The organism is Streptomyces sp. ITFR-16, from assembly GCF_031844705.1.
Lineage (GTDB): Bacteria > Actinomycetota > Actinomycetes > Streptomycetales > Streptomycetaceae > Streptomyces.
In genome coordinates this window covers 6335495-6355576 of record NZ_CP134609.1, presented here as the reverse complement: position 1 = coordinate 6355576, position 20082 = coordinate 6335495, and the positions used below count along the sequence as shown (strand labels likewise).

23 protein-coding genes are annotated in these 20082 nt (G+C 72.8%); 9 read left to right on the top strand and 14 right to left on the bottom strand.

The window, feature by feature from the left end; genetic code table 11:
- Positions 1-73: 73 nt before the first annotated feature.
- The 5 genes from RLT58_RS28175 to RLT58_RS28155 are packed head-to-tail and all read right to left on the bottom strand — an operon-like array spanning position 74 to position 5008.
- Positions 74-787, bottom strand: coding sequence for a VIT1/CCC1 transporter family protein (locus RLT58_RS28175; RefSeq protein WP_311313170.1), 714 nt, complete (start codon positions 785-787; stop codon positions 74-76).
- Between the two features lie 25 nt (positions 788-812).
- Positions 813-2039 carry an amidohydrolase family protein gene (locus RLT58_RS28170; protein ID WP_311313169.1) on the bottom strand — a complete coding sequence of 409 codons (1227 nt, stop codon included), beginning with the start codon at positions 2037-2039 and terminating at the stop codon, positions 813-815.
- On the bottom strand, positions 2036-3316 hold the full coding sequence (locus RLT58_RS28165; RefSeq protein WP_311313168.1) for an amidohydrolase family protein: 1281 nt from the start codon (positions 3314-3316) through the stop codon (positions 2036-2038). The genes RLT58_RS28170 and RLT58_RS28165 overlap by 4 nt, the downstream gene beginning before the upstream one ends.
- Before the next feature lie 10 nt (positions 3317-3326).
- A complete protein-coding gene (locus RLT58_RS28160; protein WP_311313167.1) occupies positions 3327-4211 on the bottom strand; it encodes an SDR family NAD(P)-dependent oxidoreductase in 885 nt (294 codons plus the stop codon).
- Positions 4208-5008, bottom strand: a complete 801-nt coding sequence (locus RLT58_RS28155; RefSeq protein ID WP_311313166.1) for an acetoacetate decarboxylase family protein — start codon at positions 5006-5008, stop codon at positions 4208-4210. Before RLT58_RS28155 ends, RLT58_RS28160 begins: the two co-directional genes overlap by 4 nt.
- 125 nt (positions 5009-5133) lie before the next feature.
- Between RLT58_RS28155 and RLT58_RS28150 the strand changes: the two genes are divergently transcribed.
- The 6 genes from RLT58_RS28150 to RLT58_RS28125 all read left to right on the top strand — a co-directional run bounded on the left by RLT58_RS28150 (position 5134) and on the right by RLT58_RS28125 (position 10678).
- A complete protein-coding gene (locus RLT58_RS28150) occupies positions 5134-5793 on the top strand; it encodes a TetR/AcrR family transcriptional regulator (protein WP_311313165.1) in 660 nt (219 codons plus the stop codon).
- A 29-nt stretch (positions 5794-5822) separates the two neighbouring features.
- Positions 5823-6830: a DEDDh family exonuclease gene (locus RLT58_RS28145; protein WP_311313164.1), complete on the top strand. Its 1008-nt coding sequence runs from the start codon at positions 5823-5825 to the stop codon at positions 6828-6830.
- A 64-nt stretch (positions 6831-6894) separates the two neighbouring features.
- On the top strand, positions 6895-7128 hold the full coding sequence (locus tag RLT58_RS28140; RefSeq protein WP_311313163.1) for a metallothionein: 234 nt from the start codon (positions 6895-6897) through the stop codon (positions 7126-7128).
- Between the two features lie 71 nt (positions 7129-7199).
- Positions 7200-8003, top strand: a complete 804-nt coding sequence (locus RLT58_RS28135) for an SURF1 family cytochrome oxidase biogenesis protein (protein ID WP_311313162.1) — start codon at positions 7200-7202, stop codon at positions 8001-8003.
- 103 nt (positions 8004-8106) lie between these two features.
- The gene (locus tag RLT58_RS28130) at positions 8107-9918 is read left to right on the top strand and encodes a glycoside hydrolase family 15 protein (RefSeq protein ID WP_311313161.1); all 1812 of its coding nucleotides are present in this window, start codon (positions 8107-8109) and stop codon (positions 9916-9918) included.
- Between the two features lie 4 nt (positions 9919-9922).
- The gene (locus RLT58_RS28125; protein ID WP_311313160.1) at positions 9923-10678 is read left to right on the top strand and encodes an SDR family oxidoreductase; all 756 of its coding nucleotides are present in this window, start codon (positions 9923-9925) and stop codon (positions 10676-10678) included.
- A 76-nt stretch (positions 10679-10754) separates the two neighbouring features.
- On the opposite strand, the gene amaP is transcribed toward RLT58_RS28125, so the two are convergent.
- From amaP to RLT58_RS28100, 5 genes are read right to left on the bottom strand one after another with little or no spacing between them, the layout of a single operon-like run.
- Positions 10755-11342 (bottom strand): alkaline shock response membrane anchor protein AmaP, encoded by a 588-nt coding sequence (gene amaP / locus RLT58_RS28120; protein WP_311313159.1) that lies wholly within the window; start codon positions 11340-11342, stop codon positions 10755-10757.
- Positions 11339-12022: a DUF6286 domain-containing protein gene (locus tag RLT58_RS28115; protein ID WP_311313158.1), complete on the bottom strand. Its 684-nt coding sequence runs from the start codon at positions 12020-12022 to the stop codon at positions 11339-11341. Before RLT58_RS28115 ends, amaP begins: the two co-directional genes overlap by 4 nt.
- Entirely contained in the window at positions 12019-12381 is a 363-nt protein-coding gene (locus tag RLT58_RS28110; protein ID WP_399131687.1) for an Asp23/Gls24 family envelope stress response protein, read from the bottom strand. Before RLT58_RS28110 ends, RLT58_RS28115 begins: the two co-directional genes overlap by 4 nt.
- A complete protein-coding gene (locus RLT58_RS28105; RefSeq protein ID WP_123526843.1) occupies positions 12378-12569 on the bottom strand; it encodes a hypothetical protein in 192 nt (63 codons plus the stop codon). The genes RLT58_RS28110 and RLT58_RS28105 overlap by 4 nt, the downstream gene beginning before the upstream one ends.
- Positions 12570-12602: 33 nt before the next feature.
- A complete protein-coding gene (locus tag RLT58_RS28100; RefSeq protein WP_311313156.1) occupies positions 12603-13085 on the bottom strand; it encodes an Asp23/Gls24 family envelope stress response protein in 483 nt (160 codons plus the stop codon).
- A gap of 92 nt (positions 13086-13177) precedes the next feature.
- Between RLT58_RS28100 and RLT58_RS28095 the strand changes: the two genes are divergently transcribed.
- On the top strand, positions 13178-13915 hold the full coding sequence (locus RLT58_RS28095; protein ID WP_311313155.1) for a hypothetical protein: 738 nt from the start codon (positions 13178-13180) through the stop codon (positions 13913-13915).
- 36 nt (positions 13916-13951) lie between these two features.
- Here the strand turns inward: RLT58_RS28095 and RLT58_RS28090 are convergent, their stop codons facing one another.
- The 3 genes from RLT58_RS28090 to RLT58_RS28080 all read right to left on the bottom strand — a co-directional run bounded on the left by RLT58_RS28090 (position 13952) and on the right by RLT58_RS28080 (position 17045).
- A complete protein-coding gene (locus RLT58_RS28090) occupies positions 13952-14743 on the bottom strand; it encodes an enoyl-CoA hydratase/isomerase family protein (RefSeq protein ID WP_311313154.1) in 792 nt (263 codons plus the stop codon).
- A gap of 161 nt (positions 14744-14904) precedes the next feature.
- Positions 14905-15126: a helix-turn-helix domain-containing protein gene (locus RLT58_RS28085; RefSeq protein WP_018518904.1), complete on the bottom strand. Its 222-nt coding sequence runs from the start codon at positions 15124-15126 to the stop codon at positions 14905-14907.
- 320 nt (positions 15127-15446) lie between these two features.
- Positions 15447-17045 (bottom strand): ABC-F family ATP-binding cassette domain-containing protein, encoded by a 1599-nt coding sequence (locus RLT58_RS28080; protein WP_311313153.1) that lies wholly within the window; start codon positions 17043-17045, stop codon positions 15447-15449.
- A 279-nt stretch (positions 17046-17324) separates the two neighbouring features.
- On the opposite strand from RLT58_RS28080, the gene RLT58_RS28075 reads away from it, so the two are divergent.
- The gene (locus tag RLT58_RS28075) at positions 17325-18215 is read left to right on the top strand and encodes a KPN_02809 family neutral zinc metallopeptidase (protein WP_311313152.1); all 891 of its coding nucleotides are present in this window, start codon (positions 17325-17327) and stop codon (positions 18213-18215) included.
- 67 nt (positions 18216-18282) lie between these two features.
- On the top strand, positions 18283-18693 hold the full coding sequence (locus RLT58_RS28070) for a VOC family protein (RefSeq protein ID WP_311314677.1): 411 nt from the start codon (positions 18283-18285) through the stop codon (positions 18691-18693).
- A 50-nt stretch (positions 18694-18743) separates the two neighbouring features.
- On the opposite strand, the gene RLT58_RS28065 is transcribed toward RLT58_RS28070, so the two are convergent.
- Complete coding sequence (locus tag RLT58_RS28065; RefSeq protein WP_311314676.1) at positions 18744-20054, bottom strand: hypothetical protein; 1311 nt, start codon at positions 20052-20054, stop codon at positions 18744-18746.
- Positions 20055-20082 lie beyond the last annotated feature (28 nt).

Genomic DNA, 20082 nt, shown 5'->3' with positions numbered 1-20082 from the left:
CCGGGGCCCGGGGCCGGTACGGCGAGAGTGCCTGCATGGCGCCGCCCGGCAGACGCCAGTTCGACGACACGCCCTAGACCCCCGCCGCCCCCAGCAGATGCCCCGCCGCGTACGTCACCGCCATCGCGACCGCTCCCCCGCCCATGTTCCGCAGGACCGCCGGCCCCGGTTCCGCGCCGCCCAGGCGGGCGCTCCACCAGCCCGTCACGGCCAGCACCGCGAGGACCGACAGCACGGTCACCGGCACCCGCAGGGACAGCGGGGGCAGCACGATCGCCAGCAGCGGGAGCAGCGCGCCCACCGTGAACGCCAGGAAGCTGGCGCCCGCCGCGTGCCACGGGTTCGCCAGCTCGTCCGGGTCGATCCCGAGCTCGACCTCCGCGTGGGCGCGCAGCGCGTCGCGCTCGGTCAGCTGGACGGCCGCCTCGCGGGCGACCTCACGGCTGAGCCCCTTGCCCTCCAACAACCCGGTGAGCTCGGCGAGTTCCGCCTCCGGGGTCTCCTGGAGCTCACGCTTCTCCGTCGCCAGCGCGGACTTCTCCGAGTCGCGCTGGGTGGACACGGACACGTACTCACCCGCGGCCATCGACAGCGACCCGGCCAGCAGCCCGGCCAGCCCCGCCGTGAGCAGCGTCCCGCGGTCCCCGGTGGCCCCGGCGACCCCCACGACGAGCCCGGCGGTGGACACCACACCGTCATTGGCCCCGAGCACGGCGGCCCGCAGCCAGTTGAGCCGCGCACCCAGCCCGCCGCCGTGCGGTTCGTCGTGCGCCTGGGGTTGAGTCATTCGGGGATGGTCTCATTTCCCGGCGTCACCAGACCCGCACCGACCCGCCCGCCGCGAACGCCGGGCTCGTCGCGTCCGGCGGGATCTGCTTCAGGGGCTCGGCCGTCTCCGTCACCGTCGGGCCGACGCGGGCCGCGATGCGGTCCAGGGCGGGCAGGTCGAATCCGTAGACGCGGGCGGCGTTCCCGCCGGTCATCGCCGCGATCTCGGCGGGCGGGAGTCCGGCGTAGGCGATCCGCAGCGCCTCGCGGGTGTAGGGGGCGGTGCCCTCGTCGTGGGGGTAGTCGCTGCCCCACATGATCTTGTCGAGGCCGATCCGGTCGCGCAGGGGCACCTCGTGCGGGCGCATGAAGCTGGCGCCGACGAAGCAGTTGTCACGCCATACCTCGCTGGGGCGGGCGCCCATGGAGTCCGAGAGGCCGGCGCCGAAGCGGGACTCGGCGGTCGTGGCCCGGGAGGCCGCCGCGACCAGGCGGCCGTGGTAGTAGTCGAGCATCTCCACGATGCCGGGGATCCAGCCGGAGCCCTGCTCGGTGAGGACGAGCCTGAGGGCCGGGTGGCGGCGGAAGGCGCCGCCGAAGATCAGGTGCCACAGGGCCCGGTGCGAGAACCACGTGGTCTCCACCATGAAGACGGCGCGGGCCGCCGGTTCGTCGCCGAGCGGCGGGGAGGCGGAGCCGCCGTGGTGGTTGACGGGGACGTCGAGTTCGGCGCAGGCGGCCCAGAGCGGGTCGTACGCCGGGGAGTGGAGTTCGGGGACGCCCGAGCCGGGAGGTGCGCCGGGCAGCAGGATGCCGCCGGTGAGGCCGGCTTCCTTGGTGCGGCGGACCTCGCGGGCCGCCTCCGCCGGGTCGTTGAGGAGGATCTGGGCGACGCCGGCACGCCGGCCCGGTGCGGCCGCGCAGAAGTCGGCGAGCCAGCGGTTGTGGGCGCGCAGCCCGGCCCAGCGCTGTTCGTACTCCGTCCGGGAGGGTGCGGGGGCCATCAGGGAGGCGGAGGGGAAGAACGGCGGAATGGTGTTGGGGAAGACGACCTCGGCGACGATGCCGTCCGCCTCCAGCTCGGCGAGGCGGCGGTCCGAGTTCCAGTTGCGGTCGGCGGTGTCGGCCACCAGGCCCTCGTACGGGTTGACGTAGGCCGCCGCCCAGGCGTCGAAGTCCTCGTGGTGCTTCGACTCCAGGTAGGGCCTGTAGTCGAGGAGGTCGGCGCCGGCGTGGCAGTCGGCGGAGATGACCGTGTAGCGGTCCGTCATGACGCCCCCAGAACCGGGAAGTCGTGGCCGGTCAGCCAGTGTCGGCCCGTCTCGCGCGAGCGGGCCCAGGAGGCTTCGACCGCCGTCTGGTCGGCGCTCTGGCCCAGGTCGGCCGGGGTGGGGCCGATGCGGGCGGCCAGGGGCGCGAGCCGGTCCGTGTCGAAGCCGAAGACCTCGGCGGCGGCCAGGCCCAGCATGCGGCGGGTCTCGGTGACGGGGATGTCGTGGAAGGTGTCGCGGAGCCAGTTCGCGGTCTTCGGCCAGGTGCCCTCGGGGTGCGGGAAGTCGCTGCCCCAGAGGATGTTGTCGACGCCGATCTCGTAGCGCTGGGCGAGTTCGCGGCGCTTGGTGTTGGTGGCGCAGACGAACACCTGCCGGTCGAGGTACTCGTGCGGCGGGCGCTTCAGTTCGGCGAACGGCGAGAGCTTCTTGCCGCCGTGGGCGCCGAGGTAGAGCCGGTCCATGAACCACAGGAGGTTCGGCAGCCACCAGCAGCCGGACTCGGCGACGCCGAACCTCAGCCCGGGGTGGCGTTCGAAGGCGCCCGACCAGAGCAGGAACCAGAGCGGGCGCGACGGCCACCAGGTGACCTCGGAGACGTAGATGCCGAGATGGTCGCCGTACTCGTGGCGCGGGGCCGCGCCGGAGTGGGTGACGACGGGCATCCCGGTCTCGGCGGCGGCCGCCCAGACGGGGTCGTAACGCCGGTCGTGGTAGGGGGCCTTGTCCACCCACATGGAGGGGATCATGAGGGCGCCGAGGCCGGAGTCCTTCGCCCGGTGGATCTCCGCCACGACCCGGTCGGTGTCGCCCGTGACGGGCAGCAGGGCGACCCCGCAGTGGCGTTCGGGGTGCTGGGAGACGAAGTCGGCCAGCCAGCGGTTGTGGGCCTGCGCTCCGGCCATGCCCAGCTCGGGGTCCTGGTCGCCGGAGAGGCCGAGGCCGACGCCGAAGGGGGCGGCGGTACGGCTGTCCACGGCGTCCGCGTCGGGGAAGACGACCTCGGCCGCCACCCCGTCGCCGTCCAGCTCCTTGATGCGCCGGGCGGCGTCCCAACCGCCCCTGAGCCCTTCCTCGTTGTCGCGGAACCACTGGTCGGCGAAGGCCTCGTTGCGTACGCCGAGGCGGGTCATCTCCTCGCGGCGGCGGTCGCGGCCGGCCAGGAAGTCGTCGAACTGCCGGTGGAAGCGGCTGTCCAGGTAGGGCCGGTACTCCTCGGTGGGCAGTCCGGCGTGGCAGTCGGAGGAGATGATCAGGTACGGGTCGTCGTCGGTCATGGCTCACTCCTCAGTCGAGTATGAAGTTCTCCAGGTAGGACGGGTCGGAGCGGTCGAGCATCGACTGCGACCGGGCGCGGATCTGCCGGTCGCTGTGCTCGCTCTCGGGGAGCATCCAGAAGCGGTCGGCGCGGATGCCGTCCACGACGGTCGCGGCGACGTCCTCGACGGGGGTGAACTCCACCGTGCGGCCGGCCGCCCGCATCGCGCTCTCCCACTGGCCGAGGCTGCGGTACGGGGTGCGGCGCGGGCGCTCCTTGGCGTACCGCTCGGGCCGGTTGCGGTGGGACTCCCACAGTCCGGTGCGCAGCATGTGCGGTCCGGGGAAGAGGACCGAGGCGCCGACCGGGGCACCCTCCGCCTTCAGATGGGCGTACAGCGACTCGGTCAGGGTGACGACCGCGGACTTGGTGACGGCGTACACGGAGGCGGTGGGCAGCGGCGCGATGCCTCCGTCGCCGGACGAGGTGTTGACGACATGGCCGGGGCCGCCGTCCGCGAGCATGCGTGGCACGAAGGCCTGGATGCCGTGGAAGACGCCCCACACGTTGACGGCGAAGGCCCACTTCCAGTCGTTGGGTTCGTGCTCCCACATCCGGCCCTCGGCGCCCGATCCGACCCCGGCGTTGTTGCACAGGACGTGCACGGCGCCGAAGGTGTCGTACGCGGCGTCGGCGAGGGCCCGTACGGAGTCGCGCTCGGCGACGTCGACGAGGAAGGGCAGCACCTCGGCCCGCTCCCGGCTCAGTTCACCGGCGGCCCTGTCGAGTGCGCCCTTCTCGACGTCCGCGAGGACGACCTTCAGCCCCTCGGCCGCGAAGCGGCGGCCCATCGCGAGGCCGATGCCGCTCGCGGCGCCCGTGACGACGGCGGTCTGTCCCGGTCCGAGCCTCATCGCACACTCCCCTGCGGCGGTCCGTCGTGGATCTGCTGGGGGTCGTCGTAGCGCTGGTGGAGGTACGGGAGCAGGGCGGCGGCGCTCACCCGCTCGACGGCCCGGCCGCTCTGGTCGCCGGTCTTCTCGCCGAGGGTGAGGCCGACGACGCGCAGGACGGGGAGGTCGGCGACCGGGTCGTACATCGATTCGCGCAGCACCACGTCGCCGCTGACGCGTTCCAGCCGGCGGACCTTCTCGTGGCGGGTGCAGTGGACCAGGACGGGGTCGGACTCGAAGCCGTCGCCGTCCACGGCGGGCAGGAATTTGAAGTAGAAGTCGAGCTTGGTGGTGGGCGCGGGCAGCGGCAGCGGGCCGCCGACCGCGCCGCGGATCTCGACGAAGTCGATGCCGTGCCGGGTGAGCGCGGCCCGTACGAGGAGGCCGTCGCGCTCCACGGTCACCCCGCCGAGCTTCTTCGGTTCGCCGAACACCTCCCGGCCGCCGGTCAGGGCCCGTTCGTGGGTCATCGGCATGACCAGCGGATACCAGCCCTCGTGTCCGTCGTGGACGGCGGCGACGGCGACGGAGCCCGCGCCGAGGGGGTAGCCGGGAAGGTCGACCTTGCTCGCACTGGCCCGGACGAGCGGGCGTCCGGAGGGTTTCAGGGGCGGCGGGAGGACGGCCGCCACCGCGTCGGGGTCGCTCTCCCAGACGGCGGTGACGCCGGTGGACCAGATGTCGGGGAGCCGGGAGCGGGCCTCGCGGGCCGCCGCGATCTCGGCCTCGGTGCGCGCGCCGTACCGTACACGTGCCATGCGGTGCCACCCTTCTGGATCGGCCGTTCGGGGTTGTCCGTGCCGGGTTCTGTAACACAGTTACACCCGAGCCCGTGAAGGGTGAAGAGCCGTGCGTGTAACGGAGTTCGGAGTCTGGAGGAGATGTGGCGCGTTCGTCGCTGACCCGCGAGGAGGTCCTCGCGGCGGCCGCGGGGCTGGTGCGCCGTGACGGTCCGCGGCAGCTGACCATGCGCAGGCTGGCCGCCGAGCTGGGCACGGCGGTCACTTCGATCTACTGGCACGTCGGCAACCGCGAGTCGCTGCTGGACGCCCTCGTCGAGCGCACCGTCCTGGAGATGGGCACCCTGCGGCCCGCCGGCCGGGCCCCGGCCGCCCGGATCGTCTCCGTCGCCCGTGCGCTGCGCCGCGAGCTGCGCGCCCGCCCGCATCTGATCGCGATGGTCCACGAACGGGGGCTGACAGAACGGATGTTCCTGCCGGCCCAGCAGGCGCTGGCCGCCGAGGTGCACGCCGCCGGACTGCGCGGGAGCCGCGCGGCGGACGCGGTCCGGGCGGTGCAGGTCCACACGGTCGGCTTCCTGCTGGTCGAGCGCAACCGGGAGCGGTCCCCCGTCCAGTCCCCCGGCGAGGGCGAGCTGTGGTCCGCCGCGGAGGCGGACGGCGACGCCGCGCTGGCCCGCGCGCTGGCCCGGCCGGCCGACCCGGACCGGCTGTTCGTCATCTCCCTGCGGGCCCTGGTGAACGGGCTGCTGGCCGGGGACGGGGAGAAGGGTGCGGCCGGGGGGCGGGTGACGGCCGAATAGGGGACTGTCGGTCCCGGCCCGTATTCTCTGTGACCATGCTCGACGACCGCCAGACCGCAGCACCGTGGCCGACCGCCTACCCGCAGGGGTACGCGGTCGTCGACGTGGAGACCACCGGACTCGCCCGGGACGACCGGATAGTGTCCGCGGCGGTCTACCGCCTGGACGCGCGGGGCAATGTCGAGGACCACTGGTACACCCTCGTCAACCCGGAGCGCGATCCCGGCCCCGTCTGGATCCACGGGCTGACGAGCGATGTCCTCGAAGGGGCTCCGCTCTTCCCCGAGGTCGCCGCCGAGCTGTCCGAGCGGCTGGCCGACCGGGTGCTCGTCGCGCACAACGCCGCCTTCGACTGGTCGATGCTCGCCCGGGAGTACGCGCGAGCGGCGGTCACCGCCCCCGTGCGGCAGCGGCTGTGCACCATCGCGCTCGCCAAGGAGCTGCGGCTGCCGCTGCCCAACCACAAGCTGGAGTCGCTGGCCGCGCACTTCGGCGTGGTGCAGCAGCACGCGCACCACGCGCTGGACGACGCCCGGGTGCTGGCCGAGGCGTTCCGCCCGAGTCTGCACGCGGCGGCGCGCGACGGGGTGCGGCTGCCGCTGCTGGAGTGCCGGCCGCTGACCGAGTGGTCGGACTCGCCGGTCACCCCCCGGGTCGGCTACCAGCCGGCGTACGGCGGGCAGACCAGCTGGCGCCCCTCGCGCAAGCGCCCGGCCTGCCCGTATCCGAATCCGGGACGGTACGAGAAGGACAAACCGCTCATGCAGGGCATGCGGGTGGCCTTCTCCGGGGACACCTCGGTCGACCGCGAGCTGCTGGAGGACCGAGCCGTGGAGGCGGGACTGCATGTGGCGACCAGCGTCTCCCGGCTGACCAGCCTGCTCGTCACCAACGACCCGGACTCGGCGACCTCCAAGACCGTGAAGGCGAAGTCGTTCGGCACCCCGATCGTGGACGAGAGCGCCTTCACCCATCTCCTGCGGGACGTGGCCCCGGCGACGGCGAAGGTGCCGGGGCCGACGCCGTCATCGGAGTGAACCGGCGGCGACTCGCCCGCCCGCCGCTCGCCCGTCACCGCCCTCGCGTCCCACCCTGTGGCGCATGGCACGTTGCGAGGTATGCGGAAACGACTACGGGATGTCCTTCGAGGTGCATGCGCAGGGCGCGATTCATGTCTTCGACTGCTTCTCCTGCGCCATTCACCGCATGGCGCCCATCTGTGAGCACTGCCGGGTCCAGGTCATCGGCCAGGGTGTCGAGGTCGACGGGCACTGGTTCTGCGGCGGTCACTGCGCCCGCGCGGAGGGGAAGGTGGGCATCGTCGACAAGGTGTGAGCACCGGGTGGCACCCCCCTTCGGCCACCCCCTGCGCGAGGCACCCCATGACGCGGTTGTACCGTCGTGGGGTGTACCGCTTCCTGATGACCCGGCAGTGGCTGATCCTCGCCCTGATCTCCCTCGTCCTCATTCCCACGATGGTCGAGCTGGGTTTCTGGCAGCTGCACCGGCATGAGCACAAGGTCGCGCAGAACGCCCTGATCTCCCGCAACCTCAAGGCGGAGCCCGTCCCCGTGGCGAAGCTCACCTCCCCCGGCCACACCGTTCCGCGCTCCGACTACTGGCGCACGGTGACGGCCACCGGGACGTACGACGAGAAGCACGAGGTCGTCGTACGCCGCAGGACCGCCACCGACGGCAGCATCGGCTTCCATGTGCTGATCCCGTTCGACCTCAAGGGCGGCGGCACGGTCATGATCAACCGGGGCTGGATCCCGACCGCCGCGGACCAGCACCAGTTCCCCGACGTACCGGCCGTCCCCCGGGGCGAAGTGACCGTCACCGGCCGGCTCAAGGCCGACGAGACGACCAGCGCCAGCGGCATCAAGGACATCTCGGACCTTCCGGACCGTCAGGTGATGCTGATCAACAGCGCCCAGCAGGCCAGGCTGCTCTCCCGGCCGGTGCTCGGCGGCTACATCGAGCAGACCGGACCCGAGCCCAAGGGCGACACCCCCGAGCTGATCGAGGCCCCCGACGACAGCTCGATCGGCCCGCACATGGCGTACGCCGTGCAGTGGTGGCTGTTCGCCGCCGGGGTGCCGGTCGGCTTCGTGGTGCTGGCCCGGCGGGAGAAGCGCGACCGGGTCGCGGCCGCCGCCGAGGCCGCGGCGCGGACCGACGCCGCCGAGCCCGAGCCGGCGAAGGCCTGACCCCGGCCCGCCCGGCACCCGGACGGCGTTCGCCGGGGTGACTCCGGCCTCTCCTCGCGGCCCGTCTGCTTAGCGGACGCCAGGTTCGGGAACACGCCAGAACGTGACCCCACGCATCGAGGACTACGCCCTCATCGGCGATCTCCAGACAGCCGCCCTGGTGGGCAAAAACGGTTCTGTCGACTGGCTCTGTCTGCCCCGCTTCGACTCGGGCGCCTGTTTCGCCGCGCTGCTCGGCGACGAGGACAACGGCCACTGGCGCATCGCACCGAAGGGCGCGGACACCTGCACCCGGCGCGCCTATGCGGGTGACTCACTCGTGCTGGAGACCTTCTGGGAGACCCGCACGGGCACGGTCAAGGTCATCGACTTCATGCCGCAGCGCGACAACGAGCCCGATGTGATGCGGATCGTCGAGGGCGTCAGCGGCACGGTCGACATGGCCTCGGTGATCCGGCTGCGCTTCGACTTCGGGTCCGTGGTGCCGTGGATGCGCCGCTCGGACGGCCACCGGGTGGCGGTCGCGGGGCCCGACTCGGCGTGGCTGCGCAGCGAACCGCCCGTCAAGACGTGGGGCCAGCAGTTCTCCACCTGTTCCTCGTTCAGCGTCTCCGAGGGCGAACGGGTGGCCTTCGTCCTGACCTGGCACCCCTCGCACTCGCCCAGGCCCGATCTCGTCGACCCGTACGAGGCGCTGGAGAACACTCTCGCCGACTGGGCCGCGTGGTCGGCCCGCTGCAAGTACCAGGGCCCCTACCGGGACGCCGTGATGCGGTCGCTGATCACCCTGAAGGCACTCACCTTCGGGCCGACCGGCGGCATCGTGGCGGCCCCCACCACCTCACTGCCCGAGGAGCTCGGCGGCGTACGGAACTGGGACTACCGCTTCTGCTGGCTGCGGGACTCCACGCTCACCCTCGGCGCCCTGGTCTCGGCCGGCTATCTGGAGGAGGCGGCCGCCTGGCGGGACTGGCTGCTGCGGGCCGTCGCCGGGGACCCGGCCGATCTGCAGATCATGTACGGGCTCGCGGGCGAGCGCCGGCTGCCCGAGTCGGAGCTGCCCTGGCTGCGCGGCTACGAGAACTCCGCGCCGGTCCGCATCGGCAACGCGGCGGTCCGCCAGCGCCAGCTCGATGTGTACGGGGAGGTCATCGACTCGCTGCGGCTGGCCCGGGACGCGGGCCTGGACGACAAGCCGCACGCCTGGAACCTCCAGCTCAGCCTGCTGGGCTTCCTGGAGTCCACCTGGCGCGAGCCGGACGAGGGGCTGTGGGAGATCCGCGGGCAGCGCCGCCACTTCGTGCACTCCAAGGTGATGGCCTGGGTCGCGGCCGACCGGGCGGTGCGCAGCCTGGAGGAGGACCCGGGCCTGGCCGGCGACGCCGACCGCTGGCGGGCGATGCGCGACGCCGTGCACCGCGAGGTCTGCGAGAAGGGGTACGACCCCGTGCGCAACACCTTCACCCAGTCCTACGGCTCCCGGGACCTGGACGCCGCGACCCTGCTGATCGCCCGGACCGGGTTCCTGCCGCCCGACGACCCGCGTGTCATCGGCACCGTGGACGCCGTACGCGAGGAGCTGGGCAGCGACGGGCTGGTGCGCCGCTACAGCACCGACGGCACCTCCATCGACGGACTGCCGGGCGGCGAGGGCGCCTTCCTCGCCTGCTCGTTCTGGCTGGCGGACGCACTGCGGATGACCGGGCGCGCCGACGAGGCCACCGAACTCTTCGAACGGCTGCTGGCCCTCCGCAACGACGTGGGGCTGCTGGCCGAGGAGTACGACACGGCCGCGATGCGCCAGCTCGGCAACTTTCCGCAGGCGTTCAGCCACATCGGGCTGGTCGGCACCGCGGTCGCGCTGGCCGAGGCGGAGACCGCCGAGGACACCGCGCGGGACGACACGGCAGGATAGGGCCATGGATCTTGGACTGAAGGACCGTGTGTACATCGTCACCGGCGCCACGCGCGGGCTCGGCAACGCCACCGCCCGCGCGCTGGTCGCCGACGGCGCGAAGGTGATCATCACCGGCCGGGACGAGAAGAGCGTCCGGGAGGCCGCCGACGAGCTGGGCCCCGACGTCGTCGGGCTCGCCGCCGACAACGCCGACCCGAGCGTGGCGCAGCGGCTCGTGGACGCCGCGCAGGAGGGGTTCGGCCGGTTCGACGGCATCCTCGTCAGCGTCGGCGGCCCGGCGCCCGGCTTCCTCGCGGACAACACCGACGAGCAGTGGCAGTCGGCCTTCGAATCGGTCTTCCTGGGTGCGGTACGGCTGGCCCGCGCGGCCGCCGCGGCGCTCGGCGACGGCGGCGTCATCGGCTTCGTGCTCTCCGGCTCCGTCCACGAGCCGATCCCCGGGCTGACCATCTCCAACGGGCTGCGCCCGGGCCTCGCCGGATTCGCCAAGTCGCTGGCCGACGAGCTGGGTCCCCGGGGCATCCGGGTGGTGGGTGTGCTGCCGGCCCGGATCGACACGGACCGGGTGCGTGAGCTGGACGCGCTCTCGGGCGACGCGGAGGCCGCCCGTACGGCCAACGAGGCGCGCATCCCGCTGCGCCGCTACGGCACCCCGGAGGAGTTCGGCCGGACGGCGGCCTTCCTGCTCTCCCCGGCCGCCTCGTATCTGACGGGCATCATGGTGCCGGTCGACGGCGGGTCGCGGCACGGCTTCTGAGCGCACGGCCGCGGGGACGGGCCCGGTTCTCCCCGGTCCCGCCCCCGCGTCGTACGACCCGTTCCGTCAGTTCCCGTCAGTTCACCCGTTCCGCCCGGTGCTTGACGGCCTTCAGCCGGACCTCGGCGGGCAGCGCGGCCAGTCCGGCGGAGTCCCTGGCGTGGGCCAGCGCCTCGTCGTTCAGCCGGCCGAGCGCCTCGTCCGGTGCCGCGTGCGGTTCCATCAGCAGCCTGATCCGGGCGCTCGGGGTGCTGCGCTTGCCGGTCAGGACGACCTGGGCACGGGCCACCCCGTCCAGCGCGCCCGCCTCCGAGGCGAGGACGCCTTCCAGGGCCCGGCCGCGCAGCAGGGCGCCCTCGCCGTCGCCGCTGTCCACGAGCACCTCGGCGAGGCGGGAGCGGCGCAGCTGGGCCAGCAGCCACCACAGCGAGAGGACCACGAGGACGGCGAGCACCGCGATCACCGTCGGCCACCACCAGCCCTCGCCGCGCCAGCGGTCCCGGTCGGCCTCGCTCAGCAGCACGTCGTGCTTGCCGTACCAGGGCCACCAGGACGGCACGGACAGGCCGAGCGCCGCGGCCAGCACCCCGCCGCCCACACAGATCAGCACCAGCCCGGCAAGGCCCAGCAGTACCCGGTTGACGGTCCTGCGCACGCCGTTCACCCCTTCTTCGCCGGACGGCGGACATGGACGGACAGCCCCGGCGGCCTGGCCAGTCCCAGTTCCCGGATGCCCGTGGAGAGCACGGTGTCCAGATCGGCGCGTACGTCGTCGAGTTCACGGAAGTGCGACACGGCGCGCACGCCGACCTTGTTCCGGCCCATCCGGACCCGGACCGACTGCACTCCGGACACCTCGACGGCCCGGTCCCGCAGAACCATGGCGGCGGCGGACCGGTCGAGCGCGGCCCGTACCCCGGGGTGGTCACGGCGCATCGTCAGCAGATCGCGCAGGCCCGGGGTGAGCGCGAGGAGGAGCAGCCAGAGACCGAGGGCCGCCGCGACCGACGCGCCGGTCAGCACCCAGACGTCGTCCAGGCGCCGCTGGGCCAGTTCGTCGGCCAGCGAGCGGCGCCACTGCATCGCGGGGTGGTCGGCGCGCACGGCCGCCACGTCGTAGAGGAGCAGCCCGGACGCGCCGAGGACGACCAGCGCGACGACAGCCGCCGGGATGCGGCGGGCGGACCAGAAGCGGCCGGCACCCGAATCGCCCCGCGCATTGTCCGGCACGGGGTCGTACGCCGCGGCGGAGGCGGACTGGTCGAGCGCCAGGACGGACCCGTGCTCCACCGCTCCGGCGGGCGGGTGCTCGGCGCCCTGTTCCGGGTGCTGGGGCTCGGTCATCGGATCCTCCCCTGTGCCGCGAGGCTCGCTCCTGAGGGGTGCAGGCGCTCGACCTGTACGGCCACTTCGGGCACCTCCATCCCCGCCAACGCCTTTACCCGCTCGGTGACCCGCCGACGCACGGCGCCGCACTGGCGGCCGATGTCACTGGGATATCCGAGCTCCAGGCTCACCCGGACGCGTGCGGTGTCGCGGTGCACGGTGACCGTGGCGCGCGGCGACTCCGCCTCCTTCGCCGGCGCGTCGACGGCCTCCTTGGCCGCCTGCGCGGCGATCTTCGCGACCACCCGGTCGGCGATCCGCGTCTCGCCACGCTCCCCGGCGGGTACGGGTCCGCTCGCCCCCGACAACGCCGTCACCGCCGTCGGTCGCCGCGCTCGCGACTCCGGAAGAAGTCGCCGGGTTCCAGGTCGCCGTCGAGGAACCGACCGGCGATGAAGCCGATCGCCCCGAGGGCGGCCACCAGCAGAAAGGCACCGAACCCGCCGAAGTATCCGGCGAAACCGAGCGCCATGCCGGCCACCATGCCGACCACAGCCATGCTCATCGTGTGCTCCTCAACTGCCTCGGACGGGGAGGACTACTGGAGACGCGGTTCGGACTGGTCATCGTCGTCGTCCTCGTCGGGCAGCTTCACGTCGCTGACCGCGATGTTGACCTCGACGACCTCGAGTCCCGTCATCCGCTCGACCGCCGCGACAACGTTTTCCCGTACATCGCGGGCGACATCGGCGATCGACACGCCGTAGTCGACGACGATCTCCAGGTCGAGGGCGGTCTGGGACTCGCCGACCTCGGCCTTGACCCCGCGCGTGACGGACTTGGAGCCGCCGGGGACCCGGTCGCGGACCGCGCCGAAGGTACGGGAGAGGCCGCTGCCCATCGCGTGGACGCCGACGACATCGCGTGCCGCCATTCCGGCGATCTTCTCCACCACTCCGTCGGCGATCGTCGTACGGCCACGGGTGGCGGGGTCGCCACCGCCGCGCTTGGTGAGCTGGCTGCCGCCCGTCGAGTCCTTGTCGGGGTTCTCGGGCCGGTTCCGCTGTGGGGTCTCGGTCATCGCCGTTCTTCCCTTCGGGGCAGGTTGGACTTCCTTGCCCACATTAAGTGCGCTTGCCCAGTCTCGCGCCGTGGATGCGGCAGGCTGGGGCAATGACGACGGCTGACAGCACGCACAGGACCCAGGGGTGGACGGCCGCGGTTCGGCAACGGCTCGGCCTGGGCCGGCTGCTCCCCCTGGGCGGTCCGGCGGACGGGGCCTGGATCTCGGAACGGGCCGCGGTCGCCGTGCTGCGCCGGGCGACGGCCGGACCGGGCCCCGGCCCGGTCCTCGGGGAGCTGCGGATCGCCGTGGCCGCCCCGGACACGGCTCCGGACCCGGAGCTGCCACCGCCCCCGAGTGCTCTGCCACCGGGCCCGCTGCGCATCGAGGCGACCATGGCCGCGACCTACGACCAGCCCCTGCCGACCGCCGCGGCGGCGCTGCGCGAGGCACTTCTGACGGCTGCCGCGCGGCGGCTGGGCCTGGTGGTGTCGGAGGTGGACCTACGGGTGACGGAACTGCTGGAGGATTCGCCCGATCGGGTAGAACCGGAACCCGCCGAGGTGACGCGCGCGGCGGACGCGGAGAACGCGGCGGGCCGGGCGGCCGCCGCGGTGAGCGGGGTCGCGACGCTGACCCGGGTCCTGGGGCCCGCGGTGCACACGGGTGAGGACCATGTCCGGGTGGAGCTGGCGACGGACGGCGGCCACCGGGCGCTCGACGTGGCCCGTGCGGTGCGGGCGGCGGTGACCGGGGCGGTGGAGGGGCATCCGCCGGTCACGGTGCTGGTCACCTCGGTGACGGAGGACCCGGGCGCGCGGGAGCCGCAGGGGCCGCCGGCCGGCTGAGCGCGGGCGGCGGCCCCGGTGCCGCGCGGTGGTGGTTCAGTCGAGGGAGCCCGCGAGGTCGCGGAGCCGGCGGCCCTGCGCGGCCCGTTCGGCGGCGCGCTGCTCCTCGTACGTACGCGAGACGGCGCCGCCCAGCAGGGCCTTGGTCTCGATGACGGCGTCGCGGGGGGCGGCCAGCAGGGCGCCGGCCAGGTCGCGGGCGGCCCCTTCGAGCTCGGCGGCGGGCACCACGAGGTTGGCCAGGCCGGTGCGCTCGGCCTCCTCGGCGTGCACATAGCGGCCGGTGGCGCAGATTTCGAGCGCGCGCGCATACCCCACCAGGTGCACCAGGGGGTGCGTGCCGGTGAGGTCGGGGACCAGCCCGAGGCTGGTCTCGCGCATGGCGAACTGCACGTCGTCGGCGACGATCCGCAGGTCACAGGCCAGGGCGAGCTGGAAGCCCGCGCCGATGGCATGCCCCTGGACGGCCGCGATCGACACGATGTCGTTGCGACGCCACCAGGTGAACGCCTCCTGGTACTCGGCGATGACCGCGTCGAGCTCGGCCTCCGGGCCACGCCCCATGGCGAGGAACGACGGCTCGCCGTCGAAACCTTCGGGGGTGAACGCCTGTCGGTCGAGTCCGGCAGAGAACGACACGCCTTCGCCGCGCAGCACGACGACCCGCACACTGCCGGGCAGGGCCCGACCGGCCTCTGTCAACGCCCGCCACAGAGCGGGGGACTGAGCGTTGCGCTTGGCCGGATTGGTGAGGGTCACCGTGGCAACCGCGTCGTCGACGGTGAGTCGTACGCTGTCCTTGTCGAGCACAGAGTCGAGCGAGGTCATGGAGCGCCTCCGGATCGGGGTGCGGGTCAGTACAGTCAGCACAGAGCTAAGTGACTGAACAGTAACCACCCGGTGGACCGCACGATCTACCGGGTGGCCACCGCCGAAACCGGTGAGCCCCGGGACAGATCCTGGGACCTGCCCCGATCCGCCGACGGCCGTCAGGCCGTCGCGGCCTTCTTCCCTCGTGTCGCGCCGCCGCGTCCCCGCAGCGTCACTCCGGACTCGCTGAGCATCCGGTGGACGAACCCGTAGGAGCGGCCGGTTTCCTCGGCCAGCGCCCGGATGCTCGCACCGGAGTCGTACTTCTTCTTCAGGTCTGCCGCGAGCTTGTCGCGCGCGGCGCCGGTCACCCGGCTGCCCTTCTTCAGAGTCTCGGCCACCCGTGCCTCCTCGTGGGAAGTGCGCTCTGGACTCTCATGATCACCCCTCCCGCGCTTCCTGGCCACCCATTCGGCAAGGTCTGTGCAACCGGATTCACGCCCCGGGAGTGCGCCGGCACGACCGGAATCCCGCATTCCGTGGAGGCTGCGGGGGCGGCTGAAGGGTGGTCCGGAAAGAACGGCCAGGTCAGGGACCGCAAGGGAAAAGGCGTCCATATGAGTGCGCCCGGCAGCTATCTGCCGGGCGCCGCGCCGAGGTACGAGACGTACTCACACAGATGATGGATCACGCATAGGCCGAATGATCCAGTGCGAGTGGATCAGGCCAGCGCGACCAGGTCCCGGTAGTCGGCACCCCACAGGTCCTCGACACCGTCCGGGAGCAGGATGATCCGCTCGGGCTGGAGCGCCTCGACGGCTCCCTCGTCGTGCGTGACGAGGACGACCGCGCCCTTGTACGTGCGCAGCGCGCCGAGGATCTCCTCGCGGCTGGCCGGGTCGAGGTTGTTGGTGGGCTCGTCGAGCAGCAGCACGTTGGCGGAGGAGACCACCAGCGTCGCCAGGGCGAGCCGGGTCTTCTCGCCGCCGGAGAGCACCCCGGCGGGCTTGTCCACGTCGTCGCCGGAGAAGAGGAACGAGCCGAGCGTCTTGCGGACCGCGACCAGGTCGAGGTCGGGCGCGGCGGAGCGCATGTTCTCCAGGACGGTGCGGTCCGGGTCCAGGGTCTCGTGCTCCTGGGCGTAGTAGCCGAGCTTGAGGCCGTGCCCCTCGATGATCTGGCCGGTGTCGGGCTTCTCGGCGCCGCCGAGCAGCCGGAGCAGGGTCGTCTTGCCGGCGCCGTTGAGGCCGAGGATGACGACGCGGGAGCCCTTGTCGATCGCGAGGTCGACGTCGGTGAAGATCTCCAGCGACCCGTAGGACTTGGACAGCCCCTCCGCCATCAGCGGGGTCTTGCCGCACGGCGAGGGGTCGGGGAAACGCAGCTTGGCGACCTTGTCGGAGACCCGGACGGCCTCCAGGCCGGAGAGCAGCCGGTCAGCGCGCTTGGCCATGTTCTGCGCTGCCACGGTCTTGGTGGCCTTGGCGCGCATCTTGTCGGCCTGCGCGTTGAGCGTGGCCGCCTTCTTCTCGGCGTTCTGCCGCTCGCGCTTGCGGCGCTTCTCGTCGGCCTCGCGCTGCTGCTGGTAGAGCCGCCAGCCCATGTTGTAGATGTCGATCTGCGAGCGGTTGGCGTCGAGGTAGAAGACCTTGTTGACGACCGTCTCGACCAGCTCGACGTCGTGGGAGATCACGATGAAGCCGCCGCGGTAGGTCTTCAGGTAGTCGCGCAGCCAGACGATGGAGTCCGCGTCGAGGTGGTTGGTCGGCTCGTCGAGCAGGAGCGTGTCGGCGTCCGAGAAGAGGATCCGGGCCAGCTCGACGCGGCGGCGCTGACCGCCGGAGAGGGTGTGCAGCGGCTGGGCGAGCACCCGGTCGGGCAGGCTCAGCGCGGCGGCGATGGTGGCGGCCTCGGCCTCGGCGGCGTATCCGCCCTTGGTGAGGAACTCCGTCTCCAGGCGCTCGTACTTCTTCATCGCCTTCTCGCGGGTGGCGCCCTTGCCGTTGGCCATCCGCTCCTCGTTCTCCCGCATCTTGCGCAGGATCTCGTCGAGGCCGCGGGCGGAGAGGATGCGGTCGCGGGCCAGCACGTCGAGGTCGCCGGTGCGGGGGTCCTGCGGGAGGTAGCCCACCTCGCCGGAGCGGGTGATGGTGCCGGCGGCGGGGGTGCCCTCGCCCGCGAGGCACTTGGTGAGGGTGGTCTTGCCCGCTCCGTTGCGGCCGACGAGGCCGATGCGGTCGCCCTTGGCGATGCGGAAGGAGGCGGATTCGATGAGCATGCGGGCGCCGGCGCGCAGCTCGATGCCGGAAGCGGTGATCAAGGGAAAAACTCCAGGGCGGAATGGACGGCGGAGGAACGGCTAGCGATTCACGACTCGACGCCGCTACTCACGCACACGCACAAGGAGGATTGCCATGAGGACCAGTCTACTGGCGGTGTCCAACCGGATTTCCGCGCGCTCCCCCGCCGGGCGACGGACGCTCGCCCGCTGCCGTCGGCCGACTCCACCGCGTGAACGTAACGGGGCATAGAGGTGTGAATTACCCGATACTCGGCGAAGGGCTGTGCGGCAGCCACGACCGGAGCAGAGGGTGGTGCCATGCAGTTCGACGACGACGCCGATCTGGACACGTCCGAGGTCAAGGATGTGCGCGGCAGCCGTGTCCCGGGTGGCAGGGCCACCGTGGGCGGCGGCATCGCGGGGGTCATCGCGCTGATCCTGGGACTGCTCTTCGGCGTCGGCCCGGACCAGCTGGGCCTGTCCTCGGGCGACTCGGACCCGGGCGCGACCGCGTCGTCGGCGGCGCAGGTCGAGCAGAGCTGCCGGACCGGCCAGGACGCCAACACCAAGGACGACTGCCGGATCGTCGCGGTGGTCAACAGCGTGCAGGACTACTGGAAGCAGGAGTTCGCCCGGCGCGGCGGGACCTACGGCAACGCCCGCACCGTCCTGTTCACCGACCGGATCAGCACCGCCTGCGGCACCGCGACCTCGGCCGTGGGGCCCTTCTACTGCCCCGGTGACCGGCAGGTCTACCTCGACCTCGGGTTCTTCGACGAGCTGCGGACGAAGTTCGGTTCGAGCGGCGGGCCGTTCGCCCAGGCGTACGTCGTGGCGCACGAGTACGGACACCATGTGCAGAACCAGCTGGGGACCCTGGGCAGGGCGCAGGACGGGCGGACCGGCGAGAACAGCAACGCGGTGAAGGTCGAGCTCCAGGCGGACTGCTACGCCGGGGTCTGGGCCCATCACGCGACGACCACGCCCGACGAGTCGACCGGCCGGCCACTGATCACCCGGCTCGACCGGGCCGACATCCGCGACGGCCTGGACGCCGCCGCCTCGGTCGGCGACGACCGGATCCAGGAGAAGTTCCAGGGCCGGGTCACCCCGGAGTCCTGGACGCACGGCTCGGCCGCCCAGCGCCAGCAGTGGTTCACCACCGGCTTCAGCAGCGGCGACATGGCCGACTGCGACACCTTCCGCTGAGCGTTGTCGGTGGGCGGTGGAAGACTGGACGGGAAGTGAGACACAGATCACAGGAGAGGTGAGCGCGATGACTGGCGCGGGTGCGGGCGTTCCGACCATTTATCCGACGATTCTGTACGACGACGCGAAGGCCGCGATCAGGACGCTGACCGAGGGCCTCGGCTTCACCGAGGAAGCGGTGTACGAGGGCGAGAACGGCGCGGTGATGCACGCGGAGCTGTCCTGCGGGAACGGCAGGGTGATGCTCGGCTCCAAGGGCCGCGAGGGCGCCTTCGCCAAGGCGATGGCCGGGGCGGGCCCGTCCGGCGTCTATGTGGTCGTCGACGAGGTGGACGCGCACTACGCGCGGGCCCTGGCCTACGGGGTGGAGATCCTGATGGAGCCCACCGACCAGGACTACGGCTCGCGGGACTACATGGCGCGGGACGCCGAGGGCAACGTCTGGAGCTTCGGGACGTACGCCCCCGGTTCGGGCTGAGGACGGCCCGGCCCGCCGCGGGTCTCCCCCGGACGGCCGGACCGCGCGGCTCAGGCGCCGCCGGTGTGCACCTGGAACGCCGCCTTGCGGACGGCCTTGGCGAGAGCGGGGTCGGGGTGCGCGGCGGCGAGCGCCACCAGGACCTGGACGGTGCGCGGATGACCGACGGCCCGTACCTCGTCGAGCAGGGCGGGGACGGTGCCCTGCACGGCCGAGTCGAGATGGCGGACCAGCAGCCCGGTCTCGCCGTGGTCGGCCACGGCGGCCGCCGTGTCGACCCAGAGCCAGGTGGCCTCCTCGCGGCTGAGGACCTCCTGCGCGTCCTCGGGGTCGGCGCCGTCGTACTCGGCGAGCCAGAGCAGCGCGTAGGGGCGCAGTGACGGGTCGGTGAGGACCGCGCGCACCTCGGGCTCGGCGGGCGCGCCGACGACCCGGAGCGCCTCGAAGGCGAGCCCCCGCAGCAGGGCGTCCTCACCCCGGGCGACGCCGAGGAGTTCGGCGACGGCGCTGCCGACGGGGCGGGCGGCCAGCCAGGCGCGGTATTCGGCGCGGGCCGGACCGGGGGTGAGGCGGGCGCAGCCCAGCAGCATGTCGGCGGCGGACTGCTCGATGTTGCCGGCCGGGCTCTGGGCGGCGACGCAGATCTGTTCCAGCTTGACCCAGACCGCCCAGTTGCCAAGCGGGGTGAGGGTGGCCTGTCCGGCTCCCAGGGTGAGCGCCCCGACGGCGGCCAGCCCTTCCAGGGCCCAGTCCAGCAGGAGGGCGACCAGCTCCTGCGGGTGGGCGGTGGGGGCCGGTTCGGCGGGGGCGGGCACCGGCTGCGGGCCGTAGGGCACCTCGCAGCGCTCCTCGTGGAGTTCGGCGACGCGCTGGCCGAGGAGGTCGAGGAGGGCGGGCACGGTGACGGGGCCCGCCGAGAGCTGGAGCAGGGAGAGCACCTGGGGCACGGCCTCGACGGCCTCGGCGACGGCGGTGGACTCGATGCCCCGGGGCGCGGGGTGGACGAGCGACCAGGCGTCGAAGAGCGCCACCCAGCCGCGCAGGACGGCGGAGTCGTCGCGGTCCCAGGCGCGCAGCCGCCAGCCGGGCCGCGCGGTGTCGCCGTGGAGTTCCACGAGTCCGGCGAGGCGGGCCCGGTCCCAGCCGGAGCTGACCTGGGCCGGGGACAACTCCAGCGCCGCGGCGGCCCTCTCCAGGGCCTGGGCGGCCAGCGGCGGGGTGCCGGGGCTCGCGCCGTCGGCCGCCCAGCGGGCGATCCGGACGGCGTCGGCGAGTACGGTCCTGGCCTGACGGGCCAGTTCCGCGCGGGGCGGGGTGCCCTCGGGCGGGCGGGGCGCGGGCCTCGTGCGCCGGGTGGTCACCGCCTTGCGAGCGGTGGCGAGGGGTCGC